This window comes from Noviherbaspirillum malthae (assembly GCF_015352985.1).
Taxonomy (GTDB): domain Bacteria; phylum Pseudomonadota; class Gammaproteobacteria; order Burkholderiales; family Burkholderiaceae_D; genus Noviherbaspirillum; species Noviherbaspirillum malthae.
In genome coordinates, this window is the sequence record NZ_JACYXF010000003.1 from 267,306 (window position 1) to 293,894 (window position 26,589).

Sequence of the window (26,589 nt, forward strand, 5' to 3'; positions counted from 1 at the left end):
GGTGATTCCGGCCTCCGCTGGCCGCCAGCTGCATTTCGAGAGAATTCCATGCAAGGAACGCATTATCAAAGGAAACAAATCGTCCCTGCCTATCCTTCACGGGAGGGAATTGTGTAGGATGTCGTTCTTGCCTCCTTCCCTTGATGCCTAGTGATGTTTCCACCTGCATACCGATGAGCTCAGTTAACGCGCCGCTGGCCGGTTCGACGACCATGTTTTCTTCGCGTGGAGACATCGCGCGCCACTACCGGGGGCATGATTGGGCAAGCTCTTCCATGGGCGACCCTCTCGCCTGGCCTTCCGTATTGCGCCATACCGTCAATGTGATGCTGCAATCGGCCTTTCCGATGTTCGTGCTGTGGGGCGACCGGCTGCAATGTCTTTATAACGATGCCTATGTCGCCATTCTCGGCGGCCTGCATCCCGAGTCATTCGCCAAGTCGTTCTTCGAGATCTGGCCGGAAGTGGAAGACGTCATTGCCCCGATCATCGCGCGCGCGATGGCAGGCGAATCGGTCTTCCATGAAAACATGCCGGTGCTGCTCGACAGGATCGGCTATCCCGATCAGGCCTGGTTCACATTCTCCTACTCCCCGCTGGCCGATGAGCACGGCGTCATCCACGGCGTGCTGTGCACCTGCATGGAAACGACCCGTCAGGCGCGCGTCGAACTGCGGCAGACGTTTCAGCTCGAAATCGCGGAGCGCCTGCGCGGCTTGTCCAACCCGGATCTCATCATGCAGGAAACCAGCCGCCTGCTGGCGCGGCAGCTAGGCGCCGATGCGGTCGTGTTCGGGGAATTCGATGAAACCGGCCGCACCATACGCCGGCATGAAAGCCGAGGCAGCGACGATGGCGGCATCGGCAACATGGGTGTCCGGTCGGCCGCGGACCTGGGCGAGGAAATGCTGGTCTTGCTGCGCAACGGCGGCGTGCTGGTCATCGATGATCTGCAGCACGGAGGCGGAAATGCCTGGATCGGTCCCGAAGTTCGGGCGCGGCTGGTTCAGCGCTGGTCGGGATCCATGCAGTCATTCATGATTGCGCCGATCGTTCGTAATGGCAATTTGCTCGCCCTGCTGTTCATCGAGCATGGCCGGCCGCGCGCATGGATGGCGCACGAGATCGACCTGGTCAAGGAAGCCGCCGCCATCGGCTGGCATATCGTCGAACAGGCAAGGGCGGAAGCGGCGCTGCAGGAAAGCGTCAGCGCGCTTGAGCAGCTCAACCGGGTCAGCGAATCCGTGCACTCCGAACTGCTTCTGGAGCCCCTGCTGCAAAAGGTGACGGATGCCGCGGTCAAGATCACCGGCGCGGAATTCGGCGCCTTCTTTCACAACGTCGTGGACGAGCAGGGCGAATCCTACATGCTCTATACGATTTCGGGCGTACCGCGCGAAGCGTTTTCCAAGTTTCCCATGCCGCGCAATACGGCGGTGTTCGGACCGACGTTTGAAGGCGTGGGCATTCGGCGCAGCGACGACATCACCCGCGATCCGGATTATGCGAGGAATGCGCCGTACAAGGGCATGCCGGCGGGGCACCTGCCGGTCAGGAGCTATCTTGCCGCGCCGGTGAAAAGCCGCGACGGCCAGGTTTTCGGCGGCATCTTTCTCGGGCATCGCCAGACCGGGCGCTTCACCGCCGCGCACGAAACGCTGCTGCACGGCGTCTCGGTGCAGGCAGCCATCGGCATCATCAATTCCCGGCTCTACCAGCAAACGCAGAAGCTGCTCAAGGCCGAGCGCGAAGCCAGGGCCAATGCCGAGCGCGAAAGCCGGCTGAAGGAAGAATTCCTGTCGGTGCTGTCGCATGAACTGCGCACGCCTCTCAACGCCATCGCCGGCTGGTCGGAACTGCTGCGCATGCAGCGCGCCGGTGATGCCGATCTGGAAAAGGCATTGACGGTCATCGACCGTAACGCACGTGCGCAGGCGCGCATCATCGACGATCTGCTCGACATCAGCCGCATCACCAGCGGCAATCTGCTGCTCGACAGGCAGCCCGTCGAAACCGCCCAGCTGCTGGCGGAGACGGTCGAGAGCCTGCGTGTCGAAGCCGATGCCAGGCAAATACGCATCGATGTCTTCATCGGCGGCAGCGCAATCGTGCACGGCGACGCCGCGCGCCTGCAGCAGGCCTTGTCCAACCTGCTGACCAATGCCATCAAATTCTCGCTGAAAGGGGGCGCCGTGCGCGCCGAGCTGGAATGCACGGCAACGCATGTGCGCATCGTGGTCGCCGATCAGGGCCGGGGCATCGATCCGGCCTTCCTGCCTTTCGTATTCGAGCGCTTCCGCCAGGCCGACGGTTCGATATCGCGCCAGTTCGGAGGATTGGGACTGGGCCTGGCGATCGTCAAGAGCCTGATCGAACTGCATGGCGGAACCGTGGAAGCGGCCAGCGACGGCATCGGCTGCGGCGCCAGATTCACGATAGCGCTTCCTGTCGTGCCGGCCGGCGCGCTGGCCGCGGGAAAGCTCATTGCTACGGCGGGCGATCGGCAAACGGCGGGCGAGGTCCGCGCAACACTCATCGGCCTCGACATCCTGGTCATCGATGACGAGGCCGACACGCGCGAACTGCTCGGCAATGTGCTCTGCGATGCAGGCGCGACGGTTCGCGCAGCCTCCTCGGTGTCGATCGCGTTCGAACAGATTGCCGCTGCACGGCCGCATGTGGTGCTCAGCGATATCGGCATGCCGGGAGAAGACGGCTATGCATTCATTACCCGCTTGCGGGCGATGGAAAGGGCGCAGGGCTTGCCGCCGCTTCCCGCCGCCGCCCTGACCGCCTTCGCAAGGCCGGAAGACGTGCGCCGCGCGCTCGATTCCGGCTTCCAGGTGCATCTTGCAAAGCCGCTCACGCTGAGTACCGTCATTTCCGCGGTCGAAAGCCTCGCCGGGCGCTGACACTAGTGGGGTGAGTTGGAAATTTGTTGAAGGCAAATATGACGAAATCGGGTCGAGACAAGGAAACAAGCACAGCAAGGCCGAGGCCTTGCGCGCATGGTTGACGCCGTATCGGCACGATTCTCGTCCATCATTTGACCAACAAATTTATAACTCGCACCACTAGAGCGCTTTCGGCTTGACTGGGCTCGGCGAGGCCGAGGTGATTTGCCTGCAGAACAAGGCGTGGCGACGCGACATGGCGGGGCCATGGCAAGGAGACACAACGCAGTGCTGCGGGCAAAGCAGCCGGGATCGTCAGTCAAGTCAAACCGAAAGCGCTCTAGCTGCATCCTCACGTGCGCACGTCTGCATGCGACCATGCAGGAAGATCATCCCGCATTGCCTGCCCATCCGCCGCCCAGCGCCTTGTAGAGATTCACCGCCGCCGAGAAACGCGCCAGATCGGCTTGCACGCGGCTGTCTTCGGCCTGCAGACGGGTGCGTTGGCTATCCAGCAAGGTCAGCAAATCCTGCGAGCCGGACTTGTACCGTACATTTGCAATACGATAAGCCTCCTGGGACTCGGCAGCCGCACGGGCCAGCAAGCTGCGGCGCGTCTCGCTGAAGCTGGCCGCATCCAGACTGTCCTGTACCTCCTTCAAGCCGGTCAGCACGCTTTGCAAGTACTGTTCAACCAGTTCGGTCTTGCGCGCTTCCGACTGCGTCACCTGACCGCGCAGCCTGCCGCCGTCGAAGAGGGTTTGCGCCAGCGAAGCGGCCAATGAACTGGCGAAGCTGGAACCCGAGGTCAGCACGCCGCCGGCGACCGCCGTGGCGGACAGGCGGATGCTCGGATACAAGGCAGCCCGCGCCGCGCCGATATCCGCATGAGCCGCTTCCAGCGAGGCTTCCGCCTTGCGGATATCGGGCCGGCGCTCGAGCAGCGCGGCCGGCTGGTAAGCCGCCAGCGCCGGCAGCTGCAGCGATGCCAGCGATTCGCCCTCGATGGCGAAATCCTGAGGAGCCCTGCCGAGCAGCACGGCCAGCGCGGTCTGCGCCGCCCGCAGCTGCTGTTCCAGCTGCGGGATCTGCGCCTCGATGTTGAGCACCGATGTGCGCTGCTGCGACAGCTCCAGGCCGCTGTCGGCCCCTTTGTCATGACGGACTTCCACCAGCGACAGCACATTGCGCGCGGCCTCCAGGTTCTGGCGCGCGATCGCCAGCCTGTCCTTTGCCGCCAGCGCTTCGAAATAATTTGCCGCAACCTCCGCCTGCGTCAGCAGGGCGACCGCCTCTCGGTCATAAACGCTGTAGTCGACGCGGGCGCGAGCCGCATCCGATGCGGCCGCCTTGCCGCCCCACAGGTCGAGCTCATAGGTGACGGTGGCCGAGAGCTGGCTCGACTGCGCGCCGGTCGACGTGCCGCCGATGCCGGACTGGTTCGAGCGCGTCCTGGCGGCGCTGCCGGCGAGATCGACTGTCGGGGCGCGGCTGGCGTCGACGATGCCTGCCGCGCCCCGGGCCTGCGCGATGCGGCTGACGGCCGCTGCAATGTCGTGATTGGCGGCCAGCGCCTGCGTCATCATGCGGTCGAGTTCGGCGCTGCCGAACTGTTTCCACCAGTCGATGCTGACGGCGCTGACCCTGGACACGGTGCGCAGCGCGGCGTCTTCACCGCCGGCAGTGTTCCACTGCCCCGGCATCGTGGCCATGGCGGCGTCGGGCCGCTGGTATGGCGTGCCGGTGGCGCAGGCGCCAAGGATGAAGACGCTGGCGACAGCCGCAGTCAGGGTTTTCAACAGAGGTTTCATGATGCGTCCTTTATTCCGATGCCAGGGCCACGACCGGGTCCAGATGCGCAGCCTTGCGCGCCGGCAGGTAGCCGAACAGCAGGCCGGTGGCAAACGCCGAGAAAAATGCCAGCAGCGCCGGCGCCGCCGTGAATGCCACGTTCATGCCGAAGGCCTGCGCCGCCAGGCCGGCGCCGATGCCGACGGCGACGCCGAGCAGGCCGCCGATGCCGCACACCACCAGCGCTTCGGTATTGAACTGCAGCAGGATGTTGGCGGTGCGCGCGCCGGTTGCCATGCGCACGCCGATTTCGCGGGTGCGCTCGGTCACGGTGACGAGCATGATGTTCATCACGCCGATGCCGCCCACCAGCAGCGAGATTGCGGCCACCGAGCCGAGCAGGACGGTCAGCGTGTTCTGCGTTTCCGCCGCCGTTTCCAGCAGCGACGAGGTGCTGCGGATCTGGAAGTCCTCGGTGCCGTGGCGCTGCCGCAGCAGGTTTTCGATTGCCGTCTGGGTCGATGCGATCTGCTGCGCATCGGCGACCTTGATGTTGATGGTGTTCAGGTACTGCTTGCCGAACAGCCGCATGTAGCCGGTCGACAGCGGCACCAGCGCGATATTGTCCATGTCGGAGCCGAAGGCGTTGGCGCCCTTGCCGGCCAGCACGCCGACGATCTCGAAGGGCACGCTTTTCACCAGCAGGTAGCGGCCGATCGGATCTTCGCCGTTGGGGAACAGGTTCTTCGCCACCGTCTGCCCGAGCACGATCACCGGCGCATAGCCCTGCACGTCGGCGTCGGTGATGAAGCTGCCGCGCGCCATTTTCCAGTCCTGCGTGCCTGCATAGCCGGGCCAGATGCCGGTGATGTTGGTCTGGTAGTCGAGGCTGCCGTAGCGTACCGTGGCGCGGGTGCTGCGCTCGGGCGATACCACCGTGATGTTCGGCAGCTCCTTGAGCGCCTGCGCATCGGCCGGCACCAGCGTCGCGATATCGCCGCTGGGCCGCGTGCCCGGTGCGCCGGGGAAGACCAGCAGCAGGTTGCTGCCCATCGATTCGATGCGCTGCAGGACCTGCTGCTTGCTGCCGTTGCCGATGGCGAGCATCGCCACCACGGCGGCCACGCCGATGATCACGCCGAGCAAGGTCAAGGCGCTGCGGAAAATGTTGTTGCGCAGAGAGCGCATTGCCATCTTCACCGCCTCGGCCAGATCCGGCAGCCAGCGCGCGCCGCCATGTGCAGGAGCCGGCAGGCGCGGCCTGGCATCCGCATGTTCCCGGGTGCGGCTGTCGTCGACGACGCGGCCGTCGGCGATGCGCACCACGCGCTGCGCATGGTCGGCGACGCTGCGGTCATGGGTGATCAGCACGATGGTATGGCCCTCCGCATGCAGCTGCTTGAGCAGCTGCAGCACTTCCTCGCCGCTCTTGCTGTCGAGCGCGCCGGTCGGCTCGTCGGCCAGGATGATCTCGGCGCCGTTCATCAGAGCGCGCGCGATCGATACCCGCTGCTGCTGGCCGCCCGACAGCTGGTTGGGCCGGTGGCCGCCGCGCTCGCCGAGGCCGAGGCGAGCGAGCAGCGCCTGCGCCCGCTCGCTGCGTTCGCGCCTGGAGGTGCCGGCATAGATGGCGGGCAACTCGACGTTCTCCGCCGCCGTCACCGACGTCAGCAGGTTGTAGCGCTGGAACACGAAGCCGAAGGTATCGCGCCGCAGCGAGGCCAGCTCATCCTTGGACAGCGTCGTGACATCCTGGCCACCGATGCGGTAGCTGCCTTCGCTCGGACGGTCGAGGCAGCCGATGATGTTCATCAGCGTCGACTTGCCGGAGCCAGACTGGCCCATGATGGCGACGAACTCGCCGGGAAACACCTGCAGGCTGACATCGTCGAGCGCATGCACGGTGCTGTCGCCGCTGGTGTAGGTCTTCGACACGTGGCTGATGTCGAGCAGCGGCTCGTTGATTGCGGTTGGCTGCTTCATAGACGCGGTCCCATCCTTGGTCCGTTGCTGCGGCCGGCCGGCGCGGCCGCTGTCTTGTCGGCAGCCGGCGTCGGCAGCACGACCTTGTCGCCGACGGCGAGGCCGGAAATGACGGCGGCCGAGGTGCGGCTGGTCACGCCGACCTTCACCTCGCGCGGCATCACGCCGTCGGGCGTCTGCACGCGGGCGAGGTAGGCGCTGGCATCAGGCCCGCCTGTCGGCTGCAGCGCGGTCAGCGGCACCACCGGCACGCCGTGCGCCTCGGCCAGCACGAAGAAGATCTGCACCGTCATGTCGGTCATCAAAGCCTGCTCGCGGTTGTCGACGTCGACCAGCACGTTGTAGAGCACCACATCATTGATGGTTTCCGGCGTCGGCATCACCTGCCGCACGGTGCCGCGCCAGCGGTGTTCCGGCGCGCCGAGCGTGGCGAAGTAGGCGGGCGCGCCCGCCTTCACCTTGACCACGTCGGCTTCGGCCACCTGCGCCCAGACCGTCATGGTTTCGAGGTCGGCGACGCGCACGATCACCGGCGCGGCCTGGTTGGCATTGACCGTCTGGCCCTGCAGCGAAGTCTGGGACACCACCGTGCCCGACATCGGCGCATAGATCTTGGTATAGCCGAGGCTGGCGATGTCCCCGTCGAGCGTCGCCTGCAGCGCCTTGATCTGCGCCTGCGTGGCCTCGACCTTGGCCGCCGCCACCTTCAGCGCCGACTGGTTCTGCTCGACGCTCTCGCGGCTGGCTGCGTTTTCCTGCAGCAGTTCCTGGCTGCGGCCGGCCTGCTGGCGCGCCAGCGTCAGTTCGGCCTGCTGCTGCACCAGCTGCGCGCGCAGGTTGTCGAGATTGGCGCGGTCGGTGCGCACCCGGGTTTCATAGACGGTGGGATCGATCTCGGCGATCAGGTCGCCCTTGCTGACGCGGTCGCCGATCTTTACATGCACCTTTTTCAGCTGGCCCGACACCTGGGTGCCGACATCCACGTAATCCTTGGGCTTGAGCTTGCCGAGCGAGGTGACGGTTTTTTCCACATCGCCCTGCACCACGGCCACGGTGCTGACCGGCGCATGGTCCTTCCTGTCGAGAAAATTGTCGGCCACCACGCCGCCGCCCGCCAGGAGGCCGGCAAGCGCGACGCCGGCCAGCAGCTTGCGGCGGTGGCGGCCCGCGGTTGCGAATCCTGATTTCAATGAGTTCATCATCGTTGTTCCCCAGAGTTGCTCAGAGTTGCTTTCTTGCGATGGTGAAATCATGCGCCGCAAATAAGGAGAAAAATTGAAGATTGCGAAGACGGCGTTCACGCGTAATAGGCGGAACCTATAATGGCCGCATCGACATTGCCTGCCGGACCACCGTCCATGCGACCCTTCCGTCTAAAGATCGGCATCACTTCCAAGCTGTTTCTGGCCATTTTGCTCACCTGCATCGTGGTGGCGCTGGCCGTGTCCGCAGCCGGCAGCTACAGCTTCAGCCAAGGCTTCCTCGGCTACCTGAACGAGCAGGAATCGCAGCGCGTCGAATCGCTGAGGCCGGTGCTGGCCAGGGCCTACCAGGAACACGGCAGCTGGGATTTTCTGCGCGACAAGCCGCGCACCTGGTTCGCCCTGATACGTCCGCCCGGCCTGCCGCCTCCACCTGACGCTGGAAATCCGCCGCCGCCGCCCGGCGGCAGCCTGCCCGAATCGGAACTCACCGGCCTCAACCTGCGCCTGGCGCTGCTCGATGCGGAAAAGCGCCATGTGATCGGCAACCCCCGCCTCTCGCAGGGAGCGCAGCTCAAGCCGGTCGAAGTCGACGGCGCCGCGGTCGGCTGGATCGCGATGGTGCCATTCCAGCAAGTCACCACCGGCGCGGCGATGCAATTCCAGGAACAGCAGCGCCAGGCGTCCTGGGTCATTGCCGGCCTGGCGGTGCTGCTGGCGGTCCTGGTGGCCTACCTGCTGTCGCGCATGTTCCTGGCGCCGGTCAAGCGCATCGCCGCATCGACGCACCGTCTGGCCGGCGGCGACTACGACAGCCGCGTCGATGTGCATTCCGGTGACGAGCTCGGCCGGCTGGCCGAGGATTTCAACCGGCTTGCGCACACCCTGCAGCGCAACGAGCAGCTGCGCCGCGCCTTCATGGCCGACGTGTCCCATGAATTGCGCACGCCGCTGGCGGCGCTCAAGGCGGAACTCGAAGCCGTGGAAGACGGCATACGCCCGCTCGCCCTGTCGACCGTCGCCTCGCTGCAGGCGCAGGTCGCCACCCTCGGCAAGCTGGTCAACGATCTGTATGAACTGTCGCTCTCGGACCTCGGCGCGCTGAGCTATCGCAAGGTCCGCACCGACATGGTTGAAATACTGGAGCTTGCGGTCGACGCCTTCGGCGACCGCTTCGCCGAGAAAGGAATCCGCATGCATCTGCAACTGCCCGCCGGCGGACAGGCGTTCTGCGATGCCGACCCCGACCGCATGCGCCAGCTGCTCTACAACCTGCTGGAGAATTCGCTGCGCTATACCGATGCGCCGGGCACGCTCGACGTCATGCTCGAGTCCGATGCGGCAGCCGTGCGCCTGGTCTTCGAGGACAGCGCGCCCGGCGTTCCCGAACACATGCTGCCGCAGCTGTTCGAGCGCTTCTTCCGCGCCGAGCAATCGCGCAGCCGTGCTACCGGCGGCGCCGGCCTAGGCCTCGCCATCAGCCGCAATATCGTCCATGCCCATCAGGGAGAGATCCATGCCGCCGCATCGTCCAGGGGCGGGCTGCGCATCGAAGTCGTCCTGCCGCGCACGGAAGGCGTCTACCCATGAATGCCGCGCCCCAGTCGAAAATCCTGATCGTCGAGGACGAGCCGACGCTGGCCGCGATCCTGGCCGATTACCTGCGCAATGCCGGCTTCGCCACCGACCATATCGCCGACGGCAGCCAGGCCATCGATGCCGTCAGGCGTCTCGATCCCGACCTGGTGCTGCTCGACCTGATGCTGCCAGGCCGCGACGGCATCGACATCTGCCGCGAGCTGCGCGGCTTCAGCGAAGTGCCGGTCATGATGGTCACCGCGCGCGTGGAGGAAATCGACCGCCTGCTCGGCCTGCAGGTCGGTGCCGACGACTATATCTGCAAGCCCTACAGTCCGCGCGAGGTGGTCGCGCGGGTGCAGGCCATTTTGCGCCGCGCCGGGAAGTGGAAGGAACAGAATGCGAAGGCCGGCCTGGAAATCGACGCCCAGCGGCATGAAGCGACGCTGGACGGAAAGCGGCTGGACCTGACCCCGGTCGAGTTCCGCCTGCTCGACACGCTGTACGCGCATCCCGGCCGCATTTTCTCGCGTGACCAGCTGATGAACCACGTGTATTCTGATTACCGCGTGGTGACCGACCGCACCGTCGATACGCATGTGAAGAATCTGCGCCGCAAGCTTGATCAGGCATCGCCGGAACGCGAGCTGATTCATTCGATCTATGGCATAGGCTACCGATTCGAGGGATGAAAGAATGGCAATGCCTGGCGGGCTCGGAAGCGTCGATCCCGGCAGGAGAAATCCGGACTTAATTTACAGCAAAGAGCGCCGGCTAAAAAAGGTTTAATATAGATCAATTCTGTAAAGTCCCCGATACGGTGCCTTTACCAACGTCACCACCGTTTTGAAACTTTTGCGACGGCTGCGTCGGGTAATCCGGTCAGCTGCTACTTATGGCACAAGATACTCGTCCTCCGCTCCATGCCTTGATTGTCGAAGACAATTCCGATCTGGCACGGCTTTTCGGTGATCTGCTCGAAGTGCTTGGCTGCACGGTCAACATCGAGTGGAATGCCAATGCCGGCCTGAAGGTGGCCTTCGAACGTCTGCCCGACCTGGTGTTCTGCGACCTGACCATGCCCGGCGAGAAGAATGGCTTCGATGTCGCGCGGGAAGTCCGTGCCAATCCCAAACTCAAGAATACCTGGCTGATCGCCGTGACCGGTTACGACACGCCTGAAACCCATGCGCGTGCCAAGGAAGCCGGCTTCGACCGGATCTTTCCGAAACCGGTGAAATTCGCGCAGATCCAGGCAGTGCTCGAAGACGTACGCCGGCAGGAGCAGCCCGGCGCCGACGCGGCGAACACGAAACCGGACTAGGCGGATCTACGCCTCGCGTCCGCATGCGCTGCGGACGCGAGGCCGCCGATGGAAAACTGAAATCGTTCCATGATGATGAAAGCGGACCTCACCGCACCCAGCGTGCTGTTGATCGACGACCAGAGCATGGCGGAAGATCTGATCCGGCACATGCTGCACGAGCGGCCGGACATCAGCCTGCGCTACCTGCCCGAGGCCGAAGAGGCTCTGGAGGTGGCGCTGGCCCTGCGTCCGACCGTGGTGCTGGTCGACCTGCGCATGCCGAAGGTCGACGGCCTGGCCGTTACGCGCAGCCTGCGCAGCCATGACGAGACGCGGCGCATTCCGGTCGTGCTGCTTTCCTCGGAGGACGATGCCGAGGTGAAGGCCCAGGCCTTCGCCGCCGGCGCCAATGACTACATGGTCAAGTGGCCGGACAAGCGGGAGCTCGTGGCCCGCGTCTGCTACCACTCCAGCGCCTATCTCGCACACAAGCAGCTTGACGATGCCTTCCTGTCCTTGCACCGCAGCAAGGAAGAACTGCTGCAGCGCACGCAGGAGCTGGCCCAGAGTCAGGCAGCGCTGCATCAGGCGCAAAAGATGGAGGCCGTCGGCCAGCTGACCGGAGGCGTGGCCCACGACTTCAACAATGTGCTGCAGGTCATCAACGGCAACCTTGAATTGCTCAAGCTGCTGACCTCGGGCAACCAGGCGGCGCAGAACCGCATCGCCGCCGCCGCCGTCGGCGTCGACCGCGGCGCCAAGCTCGCATCCCACCTGCTCGCATTCGCGCGGCGCCAGCCCTTGCAGCCGGTGGTGATCAATGCTGGCGAACTCCTGCGCAGCATGGATGAAATGCTGCGGCATTCGCTGGGCGATCTGACTGCGGTGGAAACCGTCATTGCCGACGGTCTCTGGAATACCACCGCCGATCCGAGCCAGCTCGAAAACGTCATGCTCAATCTCGCGATCAATGCCCGCGATGCGATGTCGGGCTCCGGCACGCTGACCATCTCCGCACGCAACGCCGGACCCGGGGGCCATACCCGCGAAAGCCCGGAAGGCGACAGCGGCAGCCGCCATGTGCTCATTGAAGTGACCGATACCGGAACCGGCATGCCGCCGGAAATGCTGGAGCGCGTTTTCGAACCCTTCTTCACTACCAAGCCGGCGGGGCAGGGCACCGGCCTCGGCCTGAGCATGGCTTATGGTTTCGTCAAGCAGAGCGGCGGCTTCATCCGGCTGGAAAGCGAGGTAGGAAAGGGCACTACCGTGAAAATCTTCCTGCCTTGCACCGACGACACGGCCGCCGATAACGAGCAGCCGGCTGTCATCCCGGTATTCGGCGGCATCGAGACCATTCTTGTGGTCGAGGATGAAGCCGACGTCAGGGAAACCACGGCGCAGCTGCTGACCAATCTCGGCTATCTTGCGCTGCAGGCGGAGGATGCGAATGCCGCATTGCGCATCCTTGAAAACGGCACCCATGTCGATCTCGTATTCACCGATGTGGTGATGCCGGGTCCGCTGCGCAGCGCCGATTTTGCGCAGAAGGCGCGCCACCTGCTCCCGAACCTGCAGGTATTGTTCACCTCGGGTTATTCGGAAGGCATCCTGGCGCACGGCGGGCGCGTCGATCCCAGCGTCAGCCTGCTGCGCAAGCCCTATACGGCGGATGCGCTGGCGCAGAAGATTAGAACCCTGCTGCGCGGCCGGGAGGAGTCCAGGCCGGCGGCGCTGCAGTAGCGGGAAATGCAAACCATCGGGAGATGAGGCAGGATGGAGTGACGCCACCGAGCCGGCGGCGATACTCAAAAAAACGGCCCGCTTCACGGGCCAGGGGCATCAACTGCGCCGGATATACCGGGCCGATCCCGGCGGCGGCTCATTGAGTACCGCCCAGAAAACGCCCAGGTCGGAGATGGCGCGCACAAATTCCTGGAAATCAACCGGCTTGACGACATAGGCATTGACGCCCAGCTCGTAGCTGCGCAGCAGATCCTGCTCTTCCCGCGAAGAGGTCAGCATGACCACCGGGGCGCTCTTGAGGCTGGCCGTGTTCCGGATATGCCGCAGCACTTCAAGTCCATCCACTTTCGGCAGCTTCAGGTCAAGCAGGATGACCGCTGGATTGCCCGCCGGACGGTTGAGGAAGCTGCCCTGGCAGTTCAGATAATCCAATGCTTCGGCGCCATCCCGCACCACGATCACTTCATTGGCCAACTGGCTCTTCTCGAGCGCGATCAGCGTCAGTTCCAGATCGTTCGGATTGTCTTCCACCAGAAGAATCGGCTTTAACATAGGGGATACTCATTTCATCAATGGCAGGATGGCGAACGGAACCGGAACAGGCGAATGCCGTGCGACCGATCCAGCATGACTTGGTTCCTGCGGGTTTTCATCAGAATGGGAACAAGAAGACGTCCTGCGCCCATTCTGATGAAAACGCGGCGCGCCGGAGAGGCCGGCGCACCTGCTTTCTGTGTTCTTTATGCCGGGTTTTTCAGAATTTCCGGGCTTGCTACTCCAGCACGATTTTTCTGGGAATGGCGAAGGAAAACTTCGCGCCCCGATCCATCACGCTTTCGGCCCAGACGCGGCCGCCGTGGCGCTCCACGATGCGGCGCACATTCGCCAGGCCGATGCCCGTGCCCTGAAAATCCTCCATCCGGTGCAGACGCTGGAATACGCCGAACAGCTTGTGCACGTATTCCATGTTGAAACCCACGCCATTGTCCTCCACATGAAACACGTGCTCGGCTTCGTTGCTCTCGGCGCTGACATGGATCGTGGCCTTTTCGCGCGGCCTTGTGTACTTTACCGCATTGGACAAAAGGTTGTACACGGCAAGCTGCAGAAAGTTCGGATCGGCTTCCACGACCGGAAGCGCATCGATGCGCCATTCGATCTGCCGCGCGCCGGTTTCCAGCTGCAGCTTTTCCCGCGCGGCGTTGAACATGTCGTTCATGTTGATTTCGCAAGGCCGTAGCGATGCCCTGCCCATCTGGGAAAAGCTGAGCAGGTCATCGACCAGCTTGCCGGCGAAGCGCGCCGAATCCTTGATGTTCTTCAGGAAGCGGATGCGGCGTTCGGGCGCGTCCGGCCCTTCGAATTCGAGCAGCAGGTCGCTGAAGCCGACGATATGGCGCAGCGGCGCCCGCAGGTCGTGCGACACCGAATAGGAAAAGGCTTCGAGTTCCTTGTTGGCCCTGCCCAGCTCTTCGGCCAGCTCGGCCATCTGTTCGGCGCGCTCCAGAACGATGCCGAGCAGCGCAGTGCGAAACTCCATCGCGATCTCGATTTCGCTCGAACGCCAGGCGATGCTGGTACCGTGCACCGTCTCGCGCCAGCTGTCGAAACTCATGCGCGGCGTCAGCTGCCGTGCGGGCCCGCTGCCGTCGTACTTGAGATGCGGATTGCCGGCCCAGTCCACGGTATGAATGACCTCGGGCCGGAACCAGATCAGGTAATGGTTGTGAATGCGCGAAATCGGCACCGCCAGCACGCCGCTGGCATTGCGCCTGATGTCGGCGCCGCCCGGGTACACCGTGCTCAGCGCATTGGTGTGATACAGGTCGTCGTGCGCATTGGCGCTCAGCCATTCGATCAACTCGCGTATCTTGCCTTCCGGCGGCGTATCGCCCATGCAGACCAGACGGTTTTCGAAGGACAGCGCCGCGCCGGTCGCGCTGGCGAAGCGCAGCAGCTGCGGCGCGATGCCATTCATGTTGTCGACCAGATCCGGACCTTGCGTCAGTCCGCCCAGCATGGACACGACCAGGCGGCGCAGGTCCAGCCGCGCATCGTACTCGTCGCTGTCCTCGCGCGACTCGACGCGCAGCGCCAGGATCTGCGCCAGCTGCTCGCAGGCGGCGCGGATTTCGAACGACACGAAGCAGGGCGTGGCGTGATGGCAGGAGATCAGTCCCCACAGCCGGCCCTTGACCACGATGGAAAAGGACATCGACGCCATGGTGCCCATGTTGCGCATGTACTGCAGGTGCACCGGCGACACGCTGCGCAGCGCGGCATAGCTCAGGTCGGTCGGCTGGCCGGTGAGCGGATTGGTTTCGGGATACAGCCGCGCCGGCAGGTAGTCGGCGTCGGAAATCAGGCGAATGCGGTTGGCTACATACAGTTCGCGCGCCTGGCGCGGCACGTCGGATGCCGGAAAGCGCTGGTTCATGTACGAGCGGTAGCCGGGGTCCAGCGCTTCGGCCAGCACATGGCCGTGCCCGTCTTCGTCGAAGCGGTACACCAGGACGCGGCCGAAGCCGGTGACGCGCTTGATGTCGTTCGCGGCCAGCATGCTGATGGCCGGCACCGAGGCGGTATCGCTGAGCTTCGACAGGAAGTTGCTGATCAGCGGATACAGCATCCGGAAATCGGCCGGCGCCTTGCGGTCGACTTTTTCGAATTCGAGGATGGTCAGCCCGTCATGGGCATGCGCCAGCACGTCGACATGAAAGCCGGCCCTGGGTTCGATCGTGCCGAGATAGGCCGGCTGCGTGGACAGCGGCTGCAGCGGCTGCTCCTGAAGTCCGGCGCGGATTTCCCGCTCGCAGTCCGGGCCCAGCGCATCGGCGAGCGAGAGTCCGACCATCTCGGCGGGATTCCTGCCGGTCAGTTCGAAAATGTTGTCGCCAATCTGCACGATCCGGCCGTCGATGTCATCCATCGCGATGAGAAAGCCGTGCGGCTGGATGCTTCCTGGAATGCGGATGGCTTCCCGGTCGCATATCGACAGGTCAACCTGGGGCAGATCGGTATTTGCTGTATCCATGGATTTTGCCGGTCAAACGGTAACTATGCACGAGACCAATCCCTGTCCCGGTGCGTTGCATGCGATGAAACCGCTGTCTTCTACGCATGGCTGCACAGCACGATGGGGGCTTGCTGCGCCTTGCGGCCTGAAAAAGATCATTGGTTCCATCGGTCACGTCACGGCTTGGGATCGGGATTCGGCGGATGCTCTTGCATCGGCAGCGCCGGCGCGCCCGCCGTGCAGGCGGCCGTCGAGGCGCGCTTGCCGGCGCTGGGCGAACCAGTCTGCCAGCGATGCAAAGGCATCTGCTGCTGCCATTGCCGCGATCCGTTGCGCGTCTGCCGTTTTCAAGCTGCTTTCCGTGCATTCGACAAAGGTTCGCCACTTCTTCGCGTTGCTTTCGCCGTAGCCGGTCAGCCAGCGAGGCGTCCATGGCACAAGCCTGGGCGCGAGCGCCTTGGCCAGCACCTTGGTGCCCAGCTGGGCGCCTTCGATCACATACGCGATGCCGAACCTGACAGGCAGCGTGGACAGGTCCGGTGTAAATCCTGCTATCGGCAGGGCATGAATTGCATCCTGTGACATGCCTGCCGCACGCAAGTCGCAGTCGATCCAGTCAAGCTTGCCGGCACGCTCATGCGCCTGGATTGCCGCCGGCCATGCCGCGCTCCACAAGGCGGCATCGAAAGGCAGCATCCAGCCGCGCAGATCCTGCAGGTAATGCAGGTAATCCTCCCGATTCGCATCCGGACGAGCGACTTGCAGTTCGCTTTCCAGACGTTGATGCGCGTGCCGGGTCGCGGCGCGCAATGCTTCAAGTGCTACAGGCTTGTTTATCATGCAATTCACGGTTGTGGATGACGCAGTGCGGCACCTTGCCTTGCCGGACTGAACCATCCGCCAACGAATGCACATTGTACTATCGACGCGCCCTTGTCACACCTGCCCCGCTCCGGCTTGTCCGCCTGCTGCGGCAGGCTTCTTGCTTGATGATGCCCGCAAGCTAGCTCGACGCCGCTTGTTCCCACTATTTCCAACCCGCCGCGCGGCTGTGTTGCAGGCGCCGGCAAGCAAGGGCACGATATGAACACATTGCACCCGGACATGGATACAAGGCAAACCGGACAGGGCAGCACGGCAGCCGTGCACAAGGTGGTGGCCACGTTGCCGGAAAAAGCCGAAGGCAAGGCGGCAGGCCATGAAATCGCCACGCATGCGGAAGTCGCGCGGCGTGTCGCCGCGCTCAAGGGATGCGACTTCGCCGGCGAGTTCGACAAGGACTACCACTATGGCGCGCCCGTGTATTTCTTGCCCAGTGACACGCTGATCGACTGCGAGCGGATACGCGATGCCGGCATCCGCTGCGAGCACGATCTGTTCGGCGGCGTCGTGCCGCAGGCTTTTGTTGCCACCAAGACCATTACCCACATGCTCCCCGGACCGCTGTCTCCGGCGCCGGAGGGCTGGTCGCCGGTGTTCGGCAGCAAGGTGCAGGAAGTGGTGCTGCCCGGATATTCCGCCTTCAATCTGCATGACGCGCGCGATGCCGGCGCCCGCATGCTCGAGCGCGGCACGCTGCGGCTCAAGAAGGCCAGCGGCGTTGGCGGTCTCGGGCAGTGGGTGGTGCGCTCCGTTCATGAACTCGACGACCTGCTGCATTCCATGCAGCCTAGGGATATCGAACGCGACGGCGTGGTGCTGGAAATCAATCTGTCCGAAGTCGTGACCCTGAGTGTGGGACAGGTCAAGGTGGGACCGCATGTGGCCACGTACTATGGAGAACAACGGCTGACGCGCAACAACCGGGGCGAGGAAGTCTACGGAGGCTCCGACCTGGTGGTGGTGCGCGGGGGCTTCGAAGAGTTGCTGGCGCTGGGACTGGAACCCGACGTGCGGACCGCAGTGTCGCAGGCCTGCACCTATCATGCGGCCGCCATGAGCTGCTTCCCGAAACTCTTCGCTTCCCGCAGCAACTACGACATCGCCCAGGGCATCGACGGCGAAGGCAAGTGGCGCTCCGGCGTGCTCGAGCAATCCTGGCGGGTCGGCGGCGCCAGCGGTGCGGAGATCGCGGCGCTGGAAGCGTTCCATGCCGATTCCCGGCTGCAGACGGTGAAGGCATCGACCTTCGAATACTACGGAGACGACGTCCAGCTGCCTGCCGATGCCGTCCTCTACTTCCAGGGCGAGGACGAGCGCGTCGGCAGGATCACGAAATACGCAAGACTGGAGGCCTATGAGCATACATGACCATACGATACACATTCCCGTCGACGGCGAAAGCATTGCCGGCACCATCGTGGCGCCGAGCACCAAGATCCCCGGTGTGCTGTTCGTGCATGGCTGGGGAGGCAGCCAGGAACAGTACCTGGCGCGTGCAAGAGAGATCGCAGCCCTGGGCTGCATCTGCCTGACATTTGACCTGCGCGGCCATGCCGGCACCCAGCCCCTGCAGGACACGGTGTCCCGCGAGAACAGCCTGCATGACGTGCTCGCGGCCTATGATGTGCTGGCCAGCCAGCGCGACGTCGACCCCGATGCGATCGCTGTCGTCGGCAGCAGCTACGGCGGCTATCTGGCCGCCATCCTGACGGCGATGCGTCCGGTGAAATGGCTGGCGCTGCGCGTGCCCGCGCTGTATCGTGACAGCAACTGGGAAATGCCCAAGCGCGAACTGCACAAGGGGCAGGATCTCGGCGTCTACCGCCAGACGCTGGTGCCGGCCGAAGAGAACCGTGCCTTGCGTGCCTGCGCGGATTTTCGCGGCGACGTGCTGATCGTCGAATCCGAACGCGACACCATCATTCCCCATGCCGTGATCTCGAGCTATCTCGAAGCCTGCGAGGAACCGCGTTCCATGACCTACCGCGTGATCAAGGGCGCCGATCATGGATTGTCGGAACAGAGTTCGCAGCGCGCCTATACCGCGTTGCTGGTGAGCTGGATGACGGAAATGGTATTCGGCGCGCGCGGCGGCGACGAGGTGGGGCAGGCTGCCACAATGCCGGAAACCGCCTTGCCGGAAGCACCGCCCACGCCGGGCTGATCCCTCCGGGAAATTTGATGCCGCGCAAGCGCCCGCCTGTTTTCAGGCAGGGCCGGGCAACCTTGTGCGCCACACTAGTCCAAAGGCTTTGTGCGATCGGCATGCATTGCAGGAGGGCATCGCAATGAAGAACCCCTGGACGAAGAAAAACCCTTTTCTCAGCATGTGGCTGAGCGGCGCCAATGCGGTACTTGGTACAGCGCGCGGCCAAGCCTCCGCGCAGGCGAAGCGGCAGGCGTCGGCGGCCGTTACGAAAGCAACGCGGCAGATGGGCGAGTTGTGGCTGGCGTCGATGACGCCGTCTGCCCAGCCCAAGCGTAGGAAAAGGAAGCGCAGCTGATCGATCGCACCGGGGATGTCGGGCTGCGGCGATGCAAAATGCGACATGCAGGCCGCAGCCTTTGCAGAACGGGCCGGCGCGCCGCGCCGGGCTCAATTACACAAAGGAGAACAGGCAATGAAACGTACGGCATCGGCTTCCTGGTCAGGAGGCCTGAAAGACGGCAAGGGCAGCATCTCGACCCAGAGCGGCGTCCTCTCGAATACGCAATACGGATTCAACACCCGCTTCGAGAACGGACCCGGCACCAATCCCGAAGAACTCATCGCCGCCGCGCATGCCGGCTGCTTCACGATGGCGCTGTCGGCACAGCTCGGCGAGGCCGGCATGACGGCCGAAAACCTGACCACGAGCGCAGCCGTGACGCTGGACAAGGTAGAGGGCGGCTTTGCGATCACCGCCATTCACCTCGACCTGGTGGCGAAGATTCCCGGCGCGGACCAGAAGGCTTTCGAAGAAGCTGCCAATAAAGCCAAGGCCGGATGCCCGGTGTCGAAGGTGCTGAACGCCACCATCACGATGAACGCGAAGCTGGAGTCCTGATTCGCGCTTCTCTTCATGCGCGATACGCGGCAGGGCCGCTTGCGCATGACGACATCGCGACATGAAAAAACGCCGGAGGCCGCATGGCCTCCGGCGTTTTCATTGACGTGTTGCGAGCGCTTGGTGCGCCATGCCGGCTTGCAGATCAGGCAGCTTCGGCCTGCAGCAGCTGCACGTTGTCGCCGCCGATTTCGATCTTGCGCGGCTTCAGCGATTCGGGAATCACGCGCACCAGTTCGATGTTGAGCAGGCCGTTGTCGAGCTTGGCGCCGACGACCTTCACATGGTCTGCCAGCTGGAAGCGGTGTTCGAAGTCGCGCGAAGCGATGCCGCGGTGCAGGAAGGTGCGCTTGGCTTCATCCTTCTGCTTGCGGCCGACGATCTTGAGCTGGTCGCGCTCGGTTTCGATCTCCAGTTCGGAGCGCTCGAAGCCTGCGACAGCCATGGTGATGCGGTATTTGTCTTCGCCGACGAGTTCGATGTTGTACGGCGGGTAGCTCGGCTGTGCATCTGCGCGTGCCGCTTCGTCGAACAGTTGTGCGAGGCGGTCAAAACCGATGGCCGAACGGTAAAGGGGGGTGAAATCATAGGTACGCATTTTCGATATCCTCATAAGTAAGCGATATTGGGTTGGCGGACCTCCATTGAGCATCCGCTGATTCGGATATAGGGATCGCCCAAATGCGTTTCAAGAGATTTTTTTCACGAATTTTTCGTCGCGCTTTTCCGTACCTTTATGAATCCGGTCCGAAAATATGTTGAGCGGGATTCCCTCACCCCGACCCTCTCCCAAAGGGAGAGGGTGAGATCAGCGGCCCGAGAAACAAACCGTTTTTCGGGCCGAATTATTAGTTGATGTGCTCTTCCTTGGCCGCCGAAAACAGATCCCAGACCGCGATGAACATCGCTGCGATCACCGGACCGATCACGAAACCGTTGAGGCCGAACAGGCCCATGCCGCCGAGCGTGGACACCAGCACCACGTAATCGGGCATCTGCGTATCCTTGCCGACCAGGAGAGGGCGCAGGATGTTGTCGACCAGGCCGATCACCACCACCCCGAACACCATCAGCGTCACGCCTTGCCAGATCGCGCCGGTCAGCAGGAAGAATATGGCCACCGGCCCCCAGATCAAGGCCGCGCCGACGGCGGGCAGCAGCGACAGGAAAGCCATCAGCGTGCCCCACAGGATGGGGCCCTGGATGCCGAGGAACCAGAACATGATGCCGCCGAGCGCGCCCTGGGTGGCGGCGACGGCGATGTTGCCCTTGACGGTGGCGCGGATCACGGTGGTGAACTTGCCGAGCAGGCTGCGCTTGTGTTCCGCGCTCAGCGGAATGGCCTGCTTGATGCGCGCCGACAGCGTGGCGCCGTCGCGCAGCAGGAAGAACAGCAGGTACAGCATCACGCCCAGGCTCACCACGAAGTCGAAGGTGTTCTGGCCGATGTTGATGGCCTGGGTGGCGATGACCTGGCTTCCCTGTGCCAGGGCCGTCGACAGGCGCTCGAACAGCGAACCGATGTCTCCCAGTCCGAAGCGGTCGAGCCAGCCGACCATCCAGGAAGGCATGGCATTGATGGCCTGCTGGAAGTAGGCGCCGAAATCCAGCTGGCCGGAGCGGATGCGTTCATACACCGTGCTGCCTTCGCGGATCAGCGACGCCGTGATCAGGGTCAGCGGAAGAAAAACGATCACCAGGCACAGCGCCATGGTGGCGAGGGCTGCGAGATTCCTGCGCTGCTGCATGGCAAGGAGGAGCCGCCGGTAGAACGGCGTAAAGAGGATGGCAAACACGGCGGCCCAGAAGACTGCTCCATAGAAAGGTAGCAGGATCCACACGAACGCAAGTGATACGGCGATCAGCAGGACGAGAAAGGTCTTCTGTTGCAACTGTGGATTATTCATTGTTCTTCCGGAAATTGTTGTTGGAGCGGAAACTGCCATTCTGCCATTTCCGCGCGCATGCCTGGCGCAGCGCGCTCAAACCCGCATCGGCATCATGCATTGCACAAGCAGGAATCATGCACTCCGCCTATGGCATCCGGCTTATTGTTTCCCTGCGGCTTCGTAGAGCGGCATGACGGTAGGCAGCAGGGCCGTTATCTCGTTGACGCGGGTGGCGTTCGCAGGATGCGTGGAAAAGAACTCCGGCGGGCTCTTGCCTTCGGATGCGGCCGCCATCTTCTGCCACAGTGAAATCGCGGCGCGCGGATCGTAGCCGGCGCGGGCAGCCAGTTCGAGGCCGATGCTGTCGGCCTCGCTTTCATTCTGGCGCGAGTTGGGCAGGACGAACAGATACTTTGCAAACTGGTTGGCCAGCGCGATCTGCGCCTGGCTGTTCTGGGTCGCGGCCAAGGCGCCGGCGGTGACGGCCTGCTGGGCAACGGCCTGCGACACGCGCTCGCGGCCATGCTCGCGCAGCGCATGCGCGAATTCATGACCCATGATGGCGGCGATTTCGTCATCGTTCAGCTTGAGCTGGCGCACGATGCCGGTATAGAAGGTAACCTTGCCGCCCGGCGCGCAAGTGGCATTGAGCACCGGCGCATCGATCAGGATCAGCTGCCATTTCCATTGCGGGGTATCCTCGCGGAAGACGCCCACCTGGGCCTTGAGGCGGTTGGCAATGTTCAGCAGGCGGTCGTACTCCGCTCCGGAAGTGATCAGCTTGCCTTGGGATCGGGCCTGCTGCGCCTGCTGGGCATAGCTGGTCAGCGCCATGCGCTCCACCGTGGCCGAAGACACCAGCATCATCTGCTGGCGCGTGACGCCGACGGCACCCGGCTTGGTCGTTGTGGCGCAGCCGCCGAGCAGAAGGGTCGCGGCAATTGAAGCAAGGAAAGATCGCGAAATCATGAAACGGTCCTCGTCAGTATTGTTTTTTTGATAATGAAGACTCGAATTATATTGGCCGGCTGCAAGACCAGTGGAAAATTTTGCAAGACGGCGTCTGCAATATTTGCGTGCAACATGCAGGAGGAAACATGACCCGGCGCCGCATCACCGGTTTTCATCAGGACGAGGAAAACCACTGGGTGGCCCAGCTCGAATGCGGGCACAACCAGCATGTGCGCCATGATCCGCCCTGGTTCAACCGGCCCTGGGTGGTGACGGTTGAAGGCAGGGCGGAGGCGCTGGGCCGCACGCTGGACTGCAAGAAATGCGATGCGGGCGCACCGCCCGACGCGCGCCCGCCCGGCGCTAATACCTGATCTGCTTACCTGGTTCGCTTACCCGATCTGCTCAGTCGAGCAGCTTGTCGAGCGTGATCGGCAGGTTGCGGATGCGCTTGCCGGTGGCGTGATACACCGCGTTCGCAATGGCGGCGCCGACGCCGGTGATGCCGATCTCGCCGATCCCCTTGGCGCCCAGAGGATTGATGCGCGGATCGTCCTCGTCGACCACGATGACGTCGATCTCGCCGATATCCGCATTCACCGGGACATGGTATTCGGCGAGGTTGGCATTGACGGCACGGCCGTCGCGCAGGTCGTACTCGGTCTTCTCCAGCAGGGCGAGCCCGACGCCCCAGACGATGCCGCCCATCAGCTGGCTGCGCCCGGTCTTCCGGTTGAGCAGGCGGCCGACGCCGTAGCTGCCGACGATGCGCGCGACGCGGATTTCGCCGAGGTCAGGATCGACATGCACCTCGGCGAAGACCGCGCCGAAGGAGTGATGCGAATAGGCCGTCTTTTCGTCGCCGGGCTTGGACTGCATCGTCGCCTCGACCGGCTGTCCGCCGTGGCGGGCGAGCAGCGTCGTGAGCTCTTCCCGCCTGGCCGGTTCCGACTGCCGGCAGAGCCAGCCATCCTCGATGCGGATCTCCTCGATGCCGGCCTGGTGCAGCGGCGAAGCCGGATCGCCGATGGCCATTTCAATCAGCTTCTTGCGCAAGGCATCGGCCGCCGCGCGCACCGCAGGCGCCACGCTGGCCACCGACTGCGAGCCGCCCGAGACCGGCGCGCCGGGGAAGGACGAGTCGCCCAGTTCGAAACGCACCTTTTCCAGCGGCAGCCCGAGCGTGTCGGCGGCCACCTGCGTCATGACGGTATAGGTGCCGGTGCCGAGGTCTTGCGTGCCCGAGCGTACCAGTGCGGTGCCGTCGGGCAGCAGCCGCGCCATCGCCGCCGCCTGGCTGCGGTTTGCCGGATAGGTCGCGGTCGCCATGCCGAGGCCGACCAGCTTGCCGTCCGCCCGCATCGAGCCGGGGCGCGGCGTGCGCCGCTGCCAGCCGAAGCGTTCCGCGCCCTGGCGGTAGCATTCGCGCAGCGACTTGCTCGACCAGGGCGTGCCTTTCTCCGGGTCTTTTTCCGCGTAGTTGCGCAGGCGCAGTTCGATCGGGTCCATCTCGAGCGCATAGGCCAGTTCGTCCAGCGCCGCCTCCAGCGCGAAGCTGCCGGTCGCCTCGCCGGGCGCGCGCATGAAGGTCGGCGTGCCGATGTTCAGCTTGCTCAGGCGATGCCGGGTTTCCAGGTTGGGGCAGTCGTACAGCATGCGGGTCATCAGGGCCGATGGTTCTATCCAGTCTTCGATGAAGGACGTGACGGCGGTGACGTCATGACGCAGGGCATTCAGGCGCCCGCTGGCGTCCGCCGCGGCCAGCATCCGGTGCTCCGTCTCCGGCCGGGCGCCCACCGGGCCGAACATCTGCGGCCGGTCGAGCACCAGCTTGACCGGGCAGCCCGCGCGGCGCGCGGCCATCGCCGCCAGCACCACATGCGACCAGGTCGAGCCCTTGCAGCCGAAGCCGCCGCCGACATAGGGACAGATCACCTGCACCCGCTCCGGCGCGATGCCGAGCGTCTTGGCGACGGTGGTGCGTACTCCGGTCACATACTGGGTGGAATCGTAGAGCGTCAGGCGGTCGCCGTCCCAGGCAGCGATGGTGGCATGCGGCTCCATCGGATTGTGATGCTCGGTCGGCGTCGTGTAGAGCGCATCCACCGTTGCCGCCGCATCGCGCAACCCCATCTCGAGGTTGCCGCGCAGCGAGTCCGGCGGATCGGTCTTGACCTTTTCCGGCGCATACGAGGCGTCCTTGACCTGCTCGAAATCGAGCACCGCTTCATAGCGCTCGTACTCGATGCGCACATGGCGCGCCGCATCCCTGGCCTGCTCCAGCGACTCGGCCACCACCACGCCGACGGGCTGGTTGTTGTAATGCACCTGGTCGTCCTGCAGCAGCGACATGATGCGGCCGGCCGGCGGCGAATTGGCGCCCGCCTTGCCGTCCTCGGGCAGGCGCTCTGCATTGAGATGCGTCAGCACCAGGCGCACGCCCGGCATGCGCTCGGCCGCACTCGTATCAATGCGGGCAATGCGCCCGTGCGGGATGGTGCTCATGACCAGCACCGCATGCGCCAGCCCCGGCAGCCGGTGTTCGGCCGCATAGAGGGCGCGGCCGGTCACCTTGTCGATGCCGTCGGTGCGGTTGACGGCTTGTCCGATGTAATTCATGCGATGCCTCCTGCCTTGCGGATTGCGCGGATCACGGCGCGGCGCGCCAGTTCTATCTTGAAGCCGTTGTGCGCCAGGGGGCGCGCATCGCGCACCGCCAGCGCGGCGGCATTCTCGAGCGCCGCGCTGTCGAGCGCCTTGCCCTGCAGCGCCTGTTCCGCCTCGAATGCGCGCCATGGCTTGTGTGCGACGCCGCCCAGCGCCAGCCGTACCTCGCGCACCGTGCCGCCGTCCAGATCGATGGCCGCCGCCACTGACACCAGCGCGAAGGCGTAGCTGGCGCGGTCGCGTATCTTCAGGTAATGCGAGTGCGCGGCGAACGGCGATGCCGGCAGGTCGATCGCGGTGATCAGTTCACCGGGTTCGAGCGTGGTGTCGCGCTGCGGCGTATCGCCCGGCAGGGTATGGAAGTCGTTGAGGGCGATCACTCGCTCGCCCTGCGGTCCCTGCACGCGCACCGCGGCATCCAGCGCCGCCAGTGCCACCGCCATGTCGGACGGATGCACCGCGACGCAGTGCTCGCTGGCGCCGAGTATCGCGTGAATGCGGTTGATGCCTTCCCTGGCGGCGCAGCCCGAGCCCGGCATGCGCTTGTTGCAGCTGTCGAAAGCCGTGTCGTAGAAGTAATGGCAGCGGGTGCGCTGCAGCAGGTTGCCGCCGACGGTGGCCATGTTGCGCAGCTGCGGCGAAGCGCCTGCCAGCAGGGCCTGCGACAGCACCGGATAGCGCTGGCGGATAAGCGCATGATTGGCCGCATCGGTATTGCTGGCCAGCGCGCCGATGCGCACGCCGCCGTCGGGCAGCTCGGTGATGTCGGCCAGCGCCAGGCGGCTGATGTCGACCAGGAGCAGCGGCTGCTCCACGCCGCCCTTCATCAGGTCGAGCAGGTTGGTGCCGCCGCCGATGAACTTGGTGGCAGGCTGCTGCGCCAGCCGTATTGCATCGTCGATGCTGCCGGCACGCTCATAGTGAATGGAATGCATCGTGCCTCCTCTCAGCGCTTGCCGTGATTGACGCCATCGCGGCTCTCACCCGCCGCGACTTCGCGGATGGCGGCGACGATGTTCGGATACGCACCGCAGCGGCACAGGTTGCCGCTCATGCGCTCGCGGATCTCGTCGTCGGTCAGCAAAACATCCTTCGCGCCCGCATCCTGCGTAACGGCGCTGGCATGGCCGCAGCGGATTTCATCGAGCAGCGCCTTCGCCGAACAGAGCTGGCCCGGCGTGCAGTAGCCGCACTGGAAGGCATCGTGATCCACGAAGGCCTGCTGCAGCGGATCGAGCGCCTCGCCCTGCGCCAGTCCCTCGACGGTGGTAATGAGCCGGTCTTCCTGCATGACCGCCAAGGTCAGGCAGGCATTGATGCGGCGGCCGTCTACCAGTACCGTGCAGGCGCCGCATTGGCCGCGGTCGCATCCCTTCTTGGTGCCGGTCAGGCCGATGACTTCGCGCAGCGCGTCGAGCAGCGTGGTGCGCGGTTCCAGCGACAGTTCATGGCGCTGGCCGTTGATGTTCAGGCATACCGGGCGCGGCGCGGCTTGCGTGCCGGAAAAATGGATGGCGGAATCAGCTGCCGGTTCGGCCAGGCTGTTCCGGGAGGGAGGGGAGTGTGACATGAGCGGCTCTCCATGCTGACAGGACAAAGGAGAGCCGAAATGCAATTTTGATACCAGCCGTCTGCAG

Annotated in this window: 22 protein-coding genes; 10 read left to right on the top strand and 12 right to left on the bottom strand. The window is 64.2% G+C overall.

The annotated features are described in order from the left end of the window. The first annotated feature begins 173 nt into the window (after nucleotides 1-173). The gene (locus IGW03_RS07675; protein WP_194721939.1) at nucleotides 174-2,912 is read left to right on the top strand and encodes a hybrid sensor histidine kinase/response regulator; all 2,739 of its coding nucleotides are present in this window, start codon (nucleotides 174-176) and stop codon (nucleotides 2,910-2,912) included. A gap of 371 nt (nucleotides 2,913-3,283) precedes the next feature. Here the strand turns inward: IGW03_RS07675 and IGW03_RS07680 are convergent, their stop codons facing one another. Genes IGW03_RS07680 through IGW03_RS07690 form a run of 3 tightly spaced genes read right to left on the bottom strand, consistent with a single transcriptional unit; the run spans nucleotide 3,284 to nucleotide 7,870 of the window. After that, nucleotides 3,284-4,705, bottom strand: coding sequence for an efflux transporter outer membrane subunit (locus IGW03_RS07680; RefSeq protein WP_194721940.1), 1,422 nt, complete (start codon nucleotides 4,703-4,705; stop codon nucleotides 3,284-3,286). Nucleotides 4,706-4,715: 10 nt separating this feature from the next. Next, nucleotides 4,716-6,668, bottom strand: coding sequence for a MacB family efflux pump subunit (locus IGW03_RS07685; protein ID WP_194721941.1), 1,953 nt, complete (start codon nucleotides 6,666-6,668; stop codon nucleotides 4,716-4,718). Continuing rightward, nucleotides 6,665-7,870, bottom strand: a complete 1,206-nt coding sequence (locus tag IGW03_RS07690; RefSeq protein WP_194721942.1) for an efflux RND transporter periplasmic adaptor subunit — start codon at nucleotides 7,868-7,870, stop codon at nucleotides 6,665-6,667. The genes IGW03_RS07685 and IGW03_RS07690 overlap by 4 nt, the downstream gene beginning before the upstream one ends. A 120-nt stretch (nucleotides 7,871-7,990) precedes the next feature. On the opposite strand from IGW03_RS07690, the gene baeS reads away from it, so the two are divergent. The 4 genes from baeS (at nucleotide 7,991) to IGW03_RS07710 (ending at nucleotide 12,497) form a co-directional block, all read left to right on the top strand. Beyond that, nucleotides 7,991-9,460 (top strand): sensor histidine kinase efflux regulator BaeS, encoded by a 1,470-nt coding sequence (gene baeS, locus IGW03_RS07695; protein ID WP_228535183.1) that lies wholly within the window; start codon nucleotides 7,991-7,993, stop codon nucleotides 9,458-9,460. Further along, nucleotides 9,457-10,140, top strand: a complete 684-nt coding sequence (locus IGW03_RS07700; protein WP_194721943.1) for a response regulator — start codon at nucleotides 9,457-9,459, stop codon at nucleotides 10,138-10,140. The genes baeS and IGW03_RS07700 overlap by 4 nt, the downstream gene beginning before the upstream one ends. Before the next feature lie 203 nt (nucleotides 10,141-10,343). After that, the gene (locus IGW03_RS07705) at nucleotides 10,344-10,772 is read left to right on the top strand and encodes a response regulator (protein ID WP_194721944.1); all 429 of its coding nucleotides are present in this window, start codon (nucleotides 10,344-10,346) and stop codon (nucleotides 10,770-10,772) included. A gap of 69 nt (nucleotides 10,773-10,841) precedes the next feature. Next, a complete protein-coding gene (locus IGW03_RS07710) occupies nucleotides 10,842-12,497 on the top strand; it encodes a response regulator (RefSeq protein WP_228535185.1) in 1,656 nt (551 codons plus the stop codon). A gap of 99 nt (nucleotides 12,498-12,596) precedes the next feature. On the opposite strand, the gene IGW03_RS07715 is transcribed toward IGW03_RS07710, so the two are convergent. The 3 genes from IGW03_RS07715 to IGW03_RS07725 form a co-directional block, all read right to left on the bottom strand. Beyond that, on the bottom strand, nucleotides 12,597-13,052 hold the full coding sequence (locus tag IGW03_RS07715) for a response regulator (RefSeq protein WP_194721945.1): 456 nt from the start codon (nucleotides 13,050-13,052) through the stop codon (nucleotides 12,597-12,599). A gap of 220 nt (nucleotides 13,053-13,272) precedes the next feature. Then, the gene (locus IGW03_RS07720; protein WP_194721946.1) at nucleotides 13,273-15,534 is read right to left on the bottom strand and encodes an ATP-binding protein; all 2,262 of its coding nucleotides are present in this window, start codon (nucleotides 15,532-15,534) and stop codon (nucleotides 13,273-13,275) included. Between the two features lie 153 nt (nucleotides 15,535-15,687). Beyond that, nucleotides 15,688-16,356, bottom strand: a complete 669-nt coding sequence (locus IGW03_RS07725; RefSeq protein WP_194721947.1) for a biliverdin-producing heme oxygenase — start codon at nucleotides 16,354-16,356, stop codon at nucleotides 15,688-15,690. Between the two features lie 264 nt (nucleotides 16,357-16,620). On the opposite strand from IGW03_RS07725, the gene IGW03_RS07730 reads away from it, so the two are divergent. From IGW03_RS07730 to IGW03_RS07745, 4 genes are all read left to right on the top strand, one after another. Then, nucleotides 16,621-17,766: a DUF3182 family protein gene (locus IGW03_RS07730; RefSeq protein ID WP_194721948.1), complete on the top strand. Its 1,146-nt coding sequence runs from the start codon at nucleotides 16,621-16,623 to the stop codon at nucleotides 17,764-17,766. Then, on the top strand, nucleotides 17,753-18,562 hold the full coding sequence (locus IGW03_RS07735) for an alpha/beta hydrolase family protein (protein WP_194721949.1): 810 nt from the start codon (nucleotides 17,753-17,755) through the stop codon (nucleotides 18,560-18,562). The genes IGW03_RS07730 and IGW03_RS07735 overlap by 14 nt, the downstream gene beginning before the upstream one ends. 124 nt (nucleotides 18,563-18,686) lie before the next feature. Then, nucleotides 18,687-18,902, top strand: a complete 216-nt coding sequence (locus IGW03_RS07740; RefSeq protein ID WP_194721950.1) for a hypothetical protein — start codon at nucleotides 18,687-18,689, stop codon at nucleotides 18,900-18,902. Between the two features lie 117 nt (nucleotides 18,903-19,019). Beyond that, nucleotides 19,020-19,445 (top strand): OsmC family protein, encoded by a 426-nt coding sequence (locus IGW03_RS07745; RefSeq protein ID WP_194721951.1) that lies wholly within the window; start codon nucleotides 19,020-19,022, stop codon nucleotides 19,443-19,445. Between the two features lie 145 nt (nucleotides 19,446-19,590). Here the strand turns inward: IGW03_RS07745 and IGW03_RS07750 are convergent, their stop codons facing one another. The 3 genes from IGW03_RS07750 to IGW03_RS07760 all read right to left on the bottom strand — a co-directional run bounded on the left by IGW03_RS07750 (nucleotide 19,591) and on the right by IGW03_RS07760 (nucleotide 22,303). Continuing rightward, the gene (locus IGW03_RS07750) at nucleotides 19,591-20,043 is read right to left on the bottom strand and encodes an Hsp20 family protein (protein ID WP_194721952.1); all 453 of its coding nucleotides are present in this window, start codon (nucleotides 20,041-20,043) and stop codon (nucleotides 19,591-19,593) included. A 250-nt stretch (nucleotides 20,044-20,293) separates the two neighbouring features. Continuing rightward, complete coding sequence (locus tag IGW03_RS07755; RefSeq protein ID WP_194721953.1) at nucleotides 20,294-21,352, bottom strand: AI-2E family transporter; 1,059 nt, start codon at nucleotides 21,350-21,352, stop codon at nucleotides 20,294-20,296. A gap of 141 nt (nucleotides 21,353-21,493) precedes the next feature. Further along, nucleotides 21,494-22,303: a M48 family metallopeptidase gene (locus IGW03_RS07760; protein WP_194721954.1), complete on the bottom strand. Its 810-nt coding sequence runs from the start codon at nucleotides 22,301-22,303 to the stop codon at nucleotides 21,494-21,496. A 107-nt stretch (nucleotides 22,304-22,410) separates the two neighbouring features. On the opposite strand from IGW03_RS07760, the gene IGW03_RS07765 reads away from it, so the two are divergent. Next, nucleotides 22,411-22,659, top strand: coding sequence for a DUF3565 domain-containing protein (locus tag IGW03_RS07765; protein ID WP_438943625.1), 249 nt, complete (start codon nucleotides 22,411-22,413; stop codon nucleotides 22,657-22,659). A gap of 31 nt (nucleotides 22,660-22,690) precedes the next feature. Here the strand turns inward: IGW03_RS07765 and IGW03_RS07770 are convergent, their stop codons facing one another. The 3 genes from IGW03_RS07770 to IGW03_RS07780 are packed head-to-tail and all read right to left on the bottom strand — an operon-like array spanning nucleotide 22,691 to nucleotide 26,522. Continuing rightward, complete coding sequence (locus IGW03_RS07770; RefSeq protein ID WP_194721955.1) at nucleotides 22,691-24,904, bottom strand: xanthine dehydrogenase family protein molybdopterin-binding subunit; 2,214 nt, start codon at nucleotides 24,902-24,904, stop codon at nucleotides 22,691-22,693. Then, entirely contained in the window at nucleotides 24,901-25,887 is a 987-nt protein-coding gene (locus IGW03_RS07775; protein WP_194721956.1) for an FAD binding domain-containing protein, read from the bottom strand. The genes IGW03_RS07770 and IGW03_RS07775 overlap by 4 nt, the downstream gene beginning before the upstream one ends. Nucleotides 25,888-25,898: 11 nt before the next feature. Then, on the bottom strand, nucleotides 25,899-26,522 hold the full coding sequence (locus IGW03_RS07780) for a (2Fe-2S)-binding protein (protein ID WP_228535187.1): 624 nt from the start codon (nucleotides 26,520-26,522) through the stop codon (nucleotides 25,899-25,901). Nucleotides 26,523-26,589 lie beyond the last annotated feature (67 nt).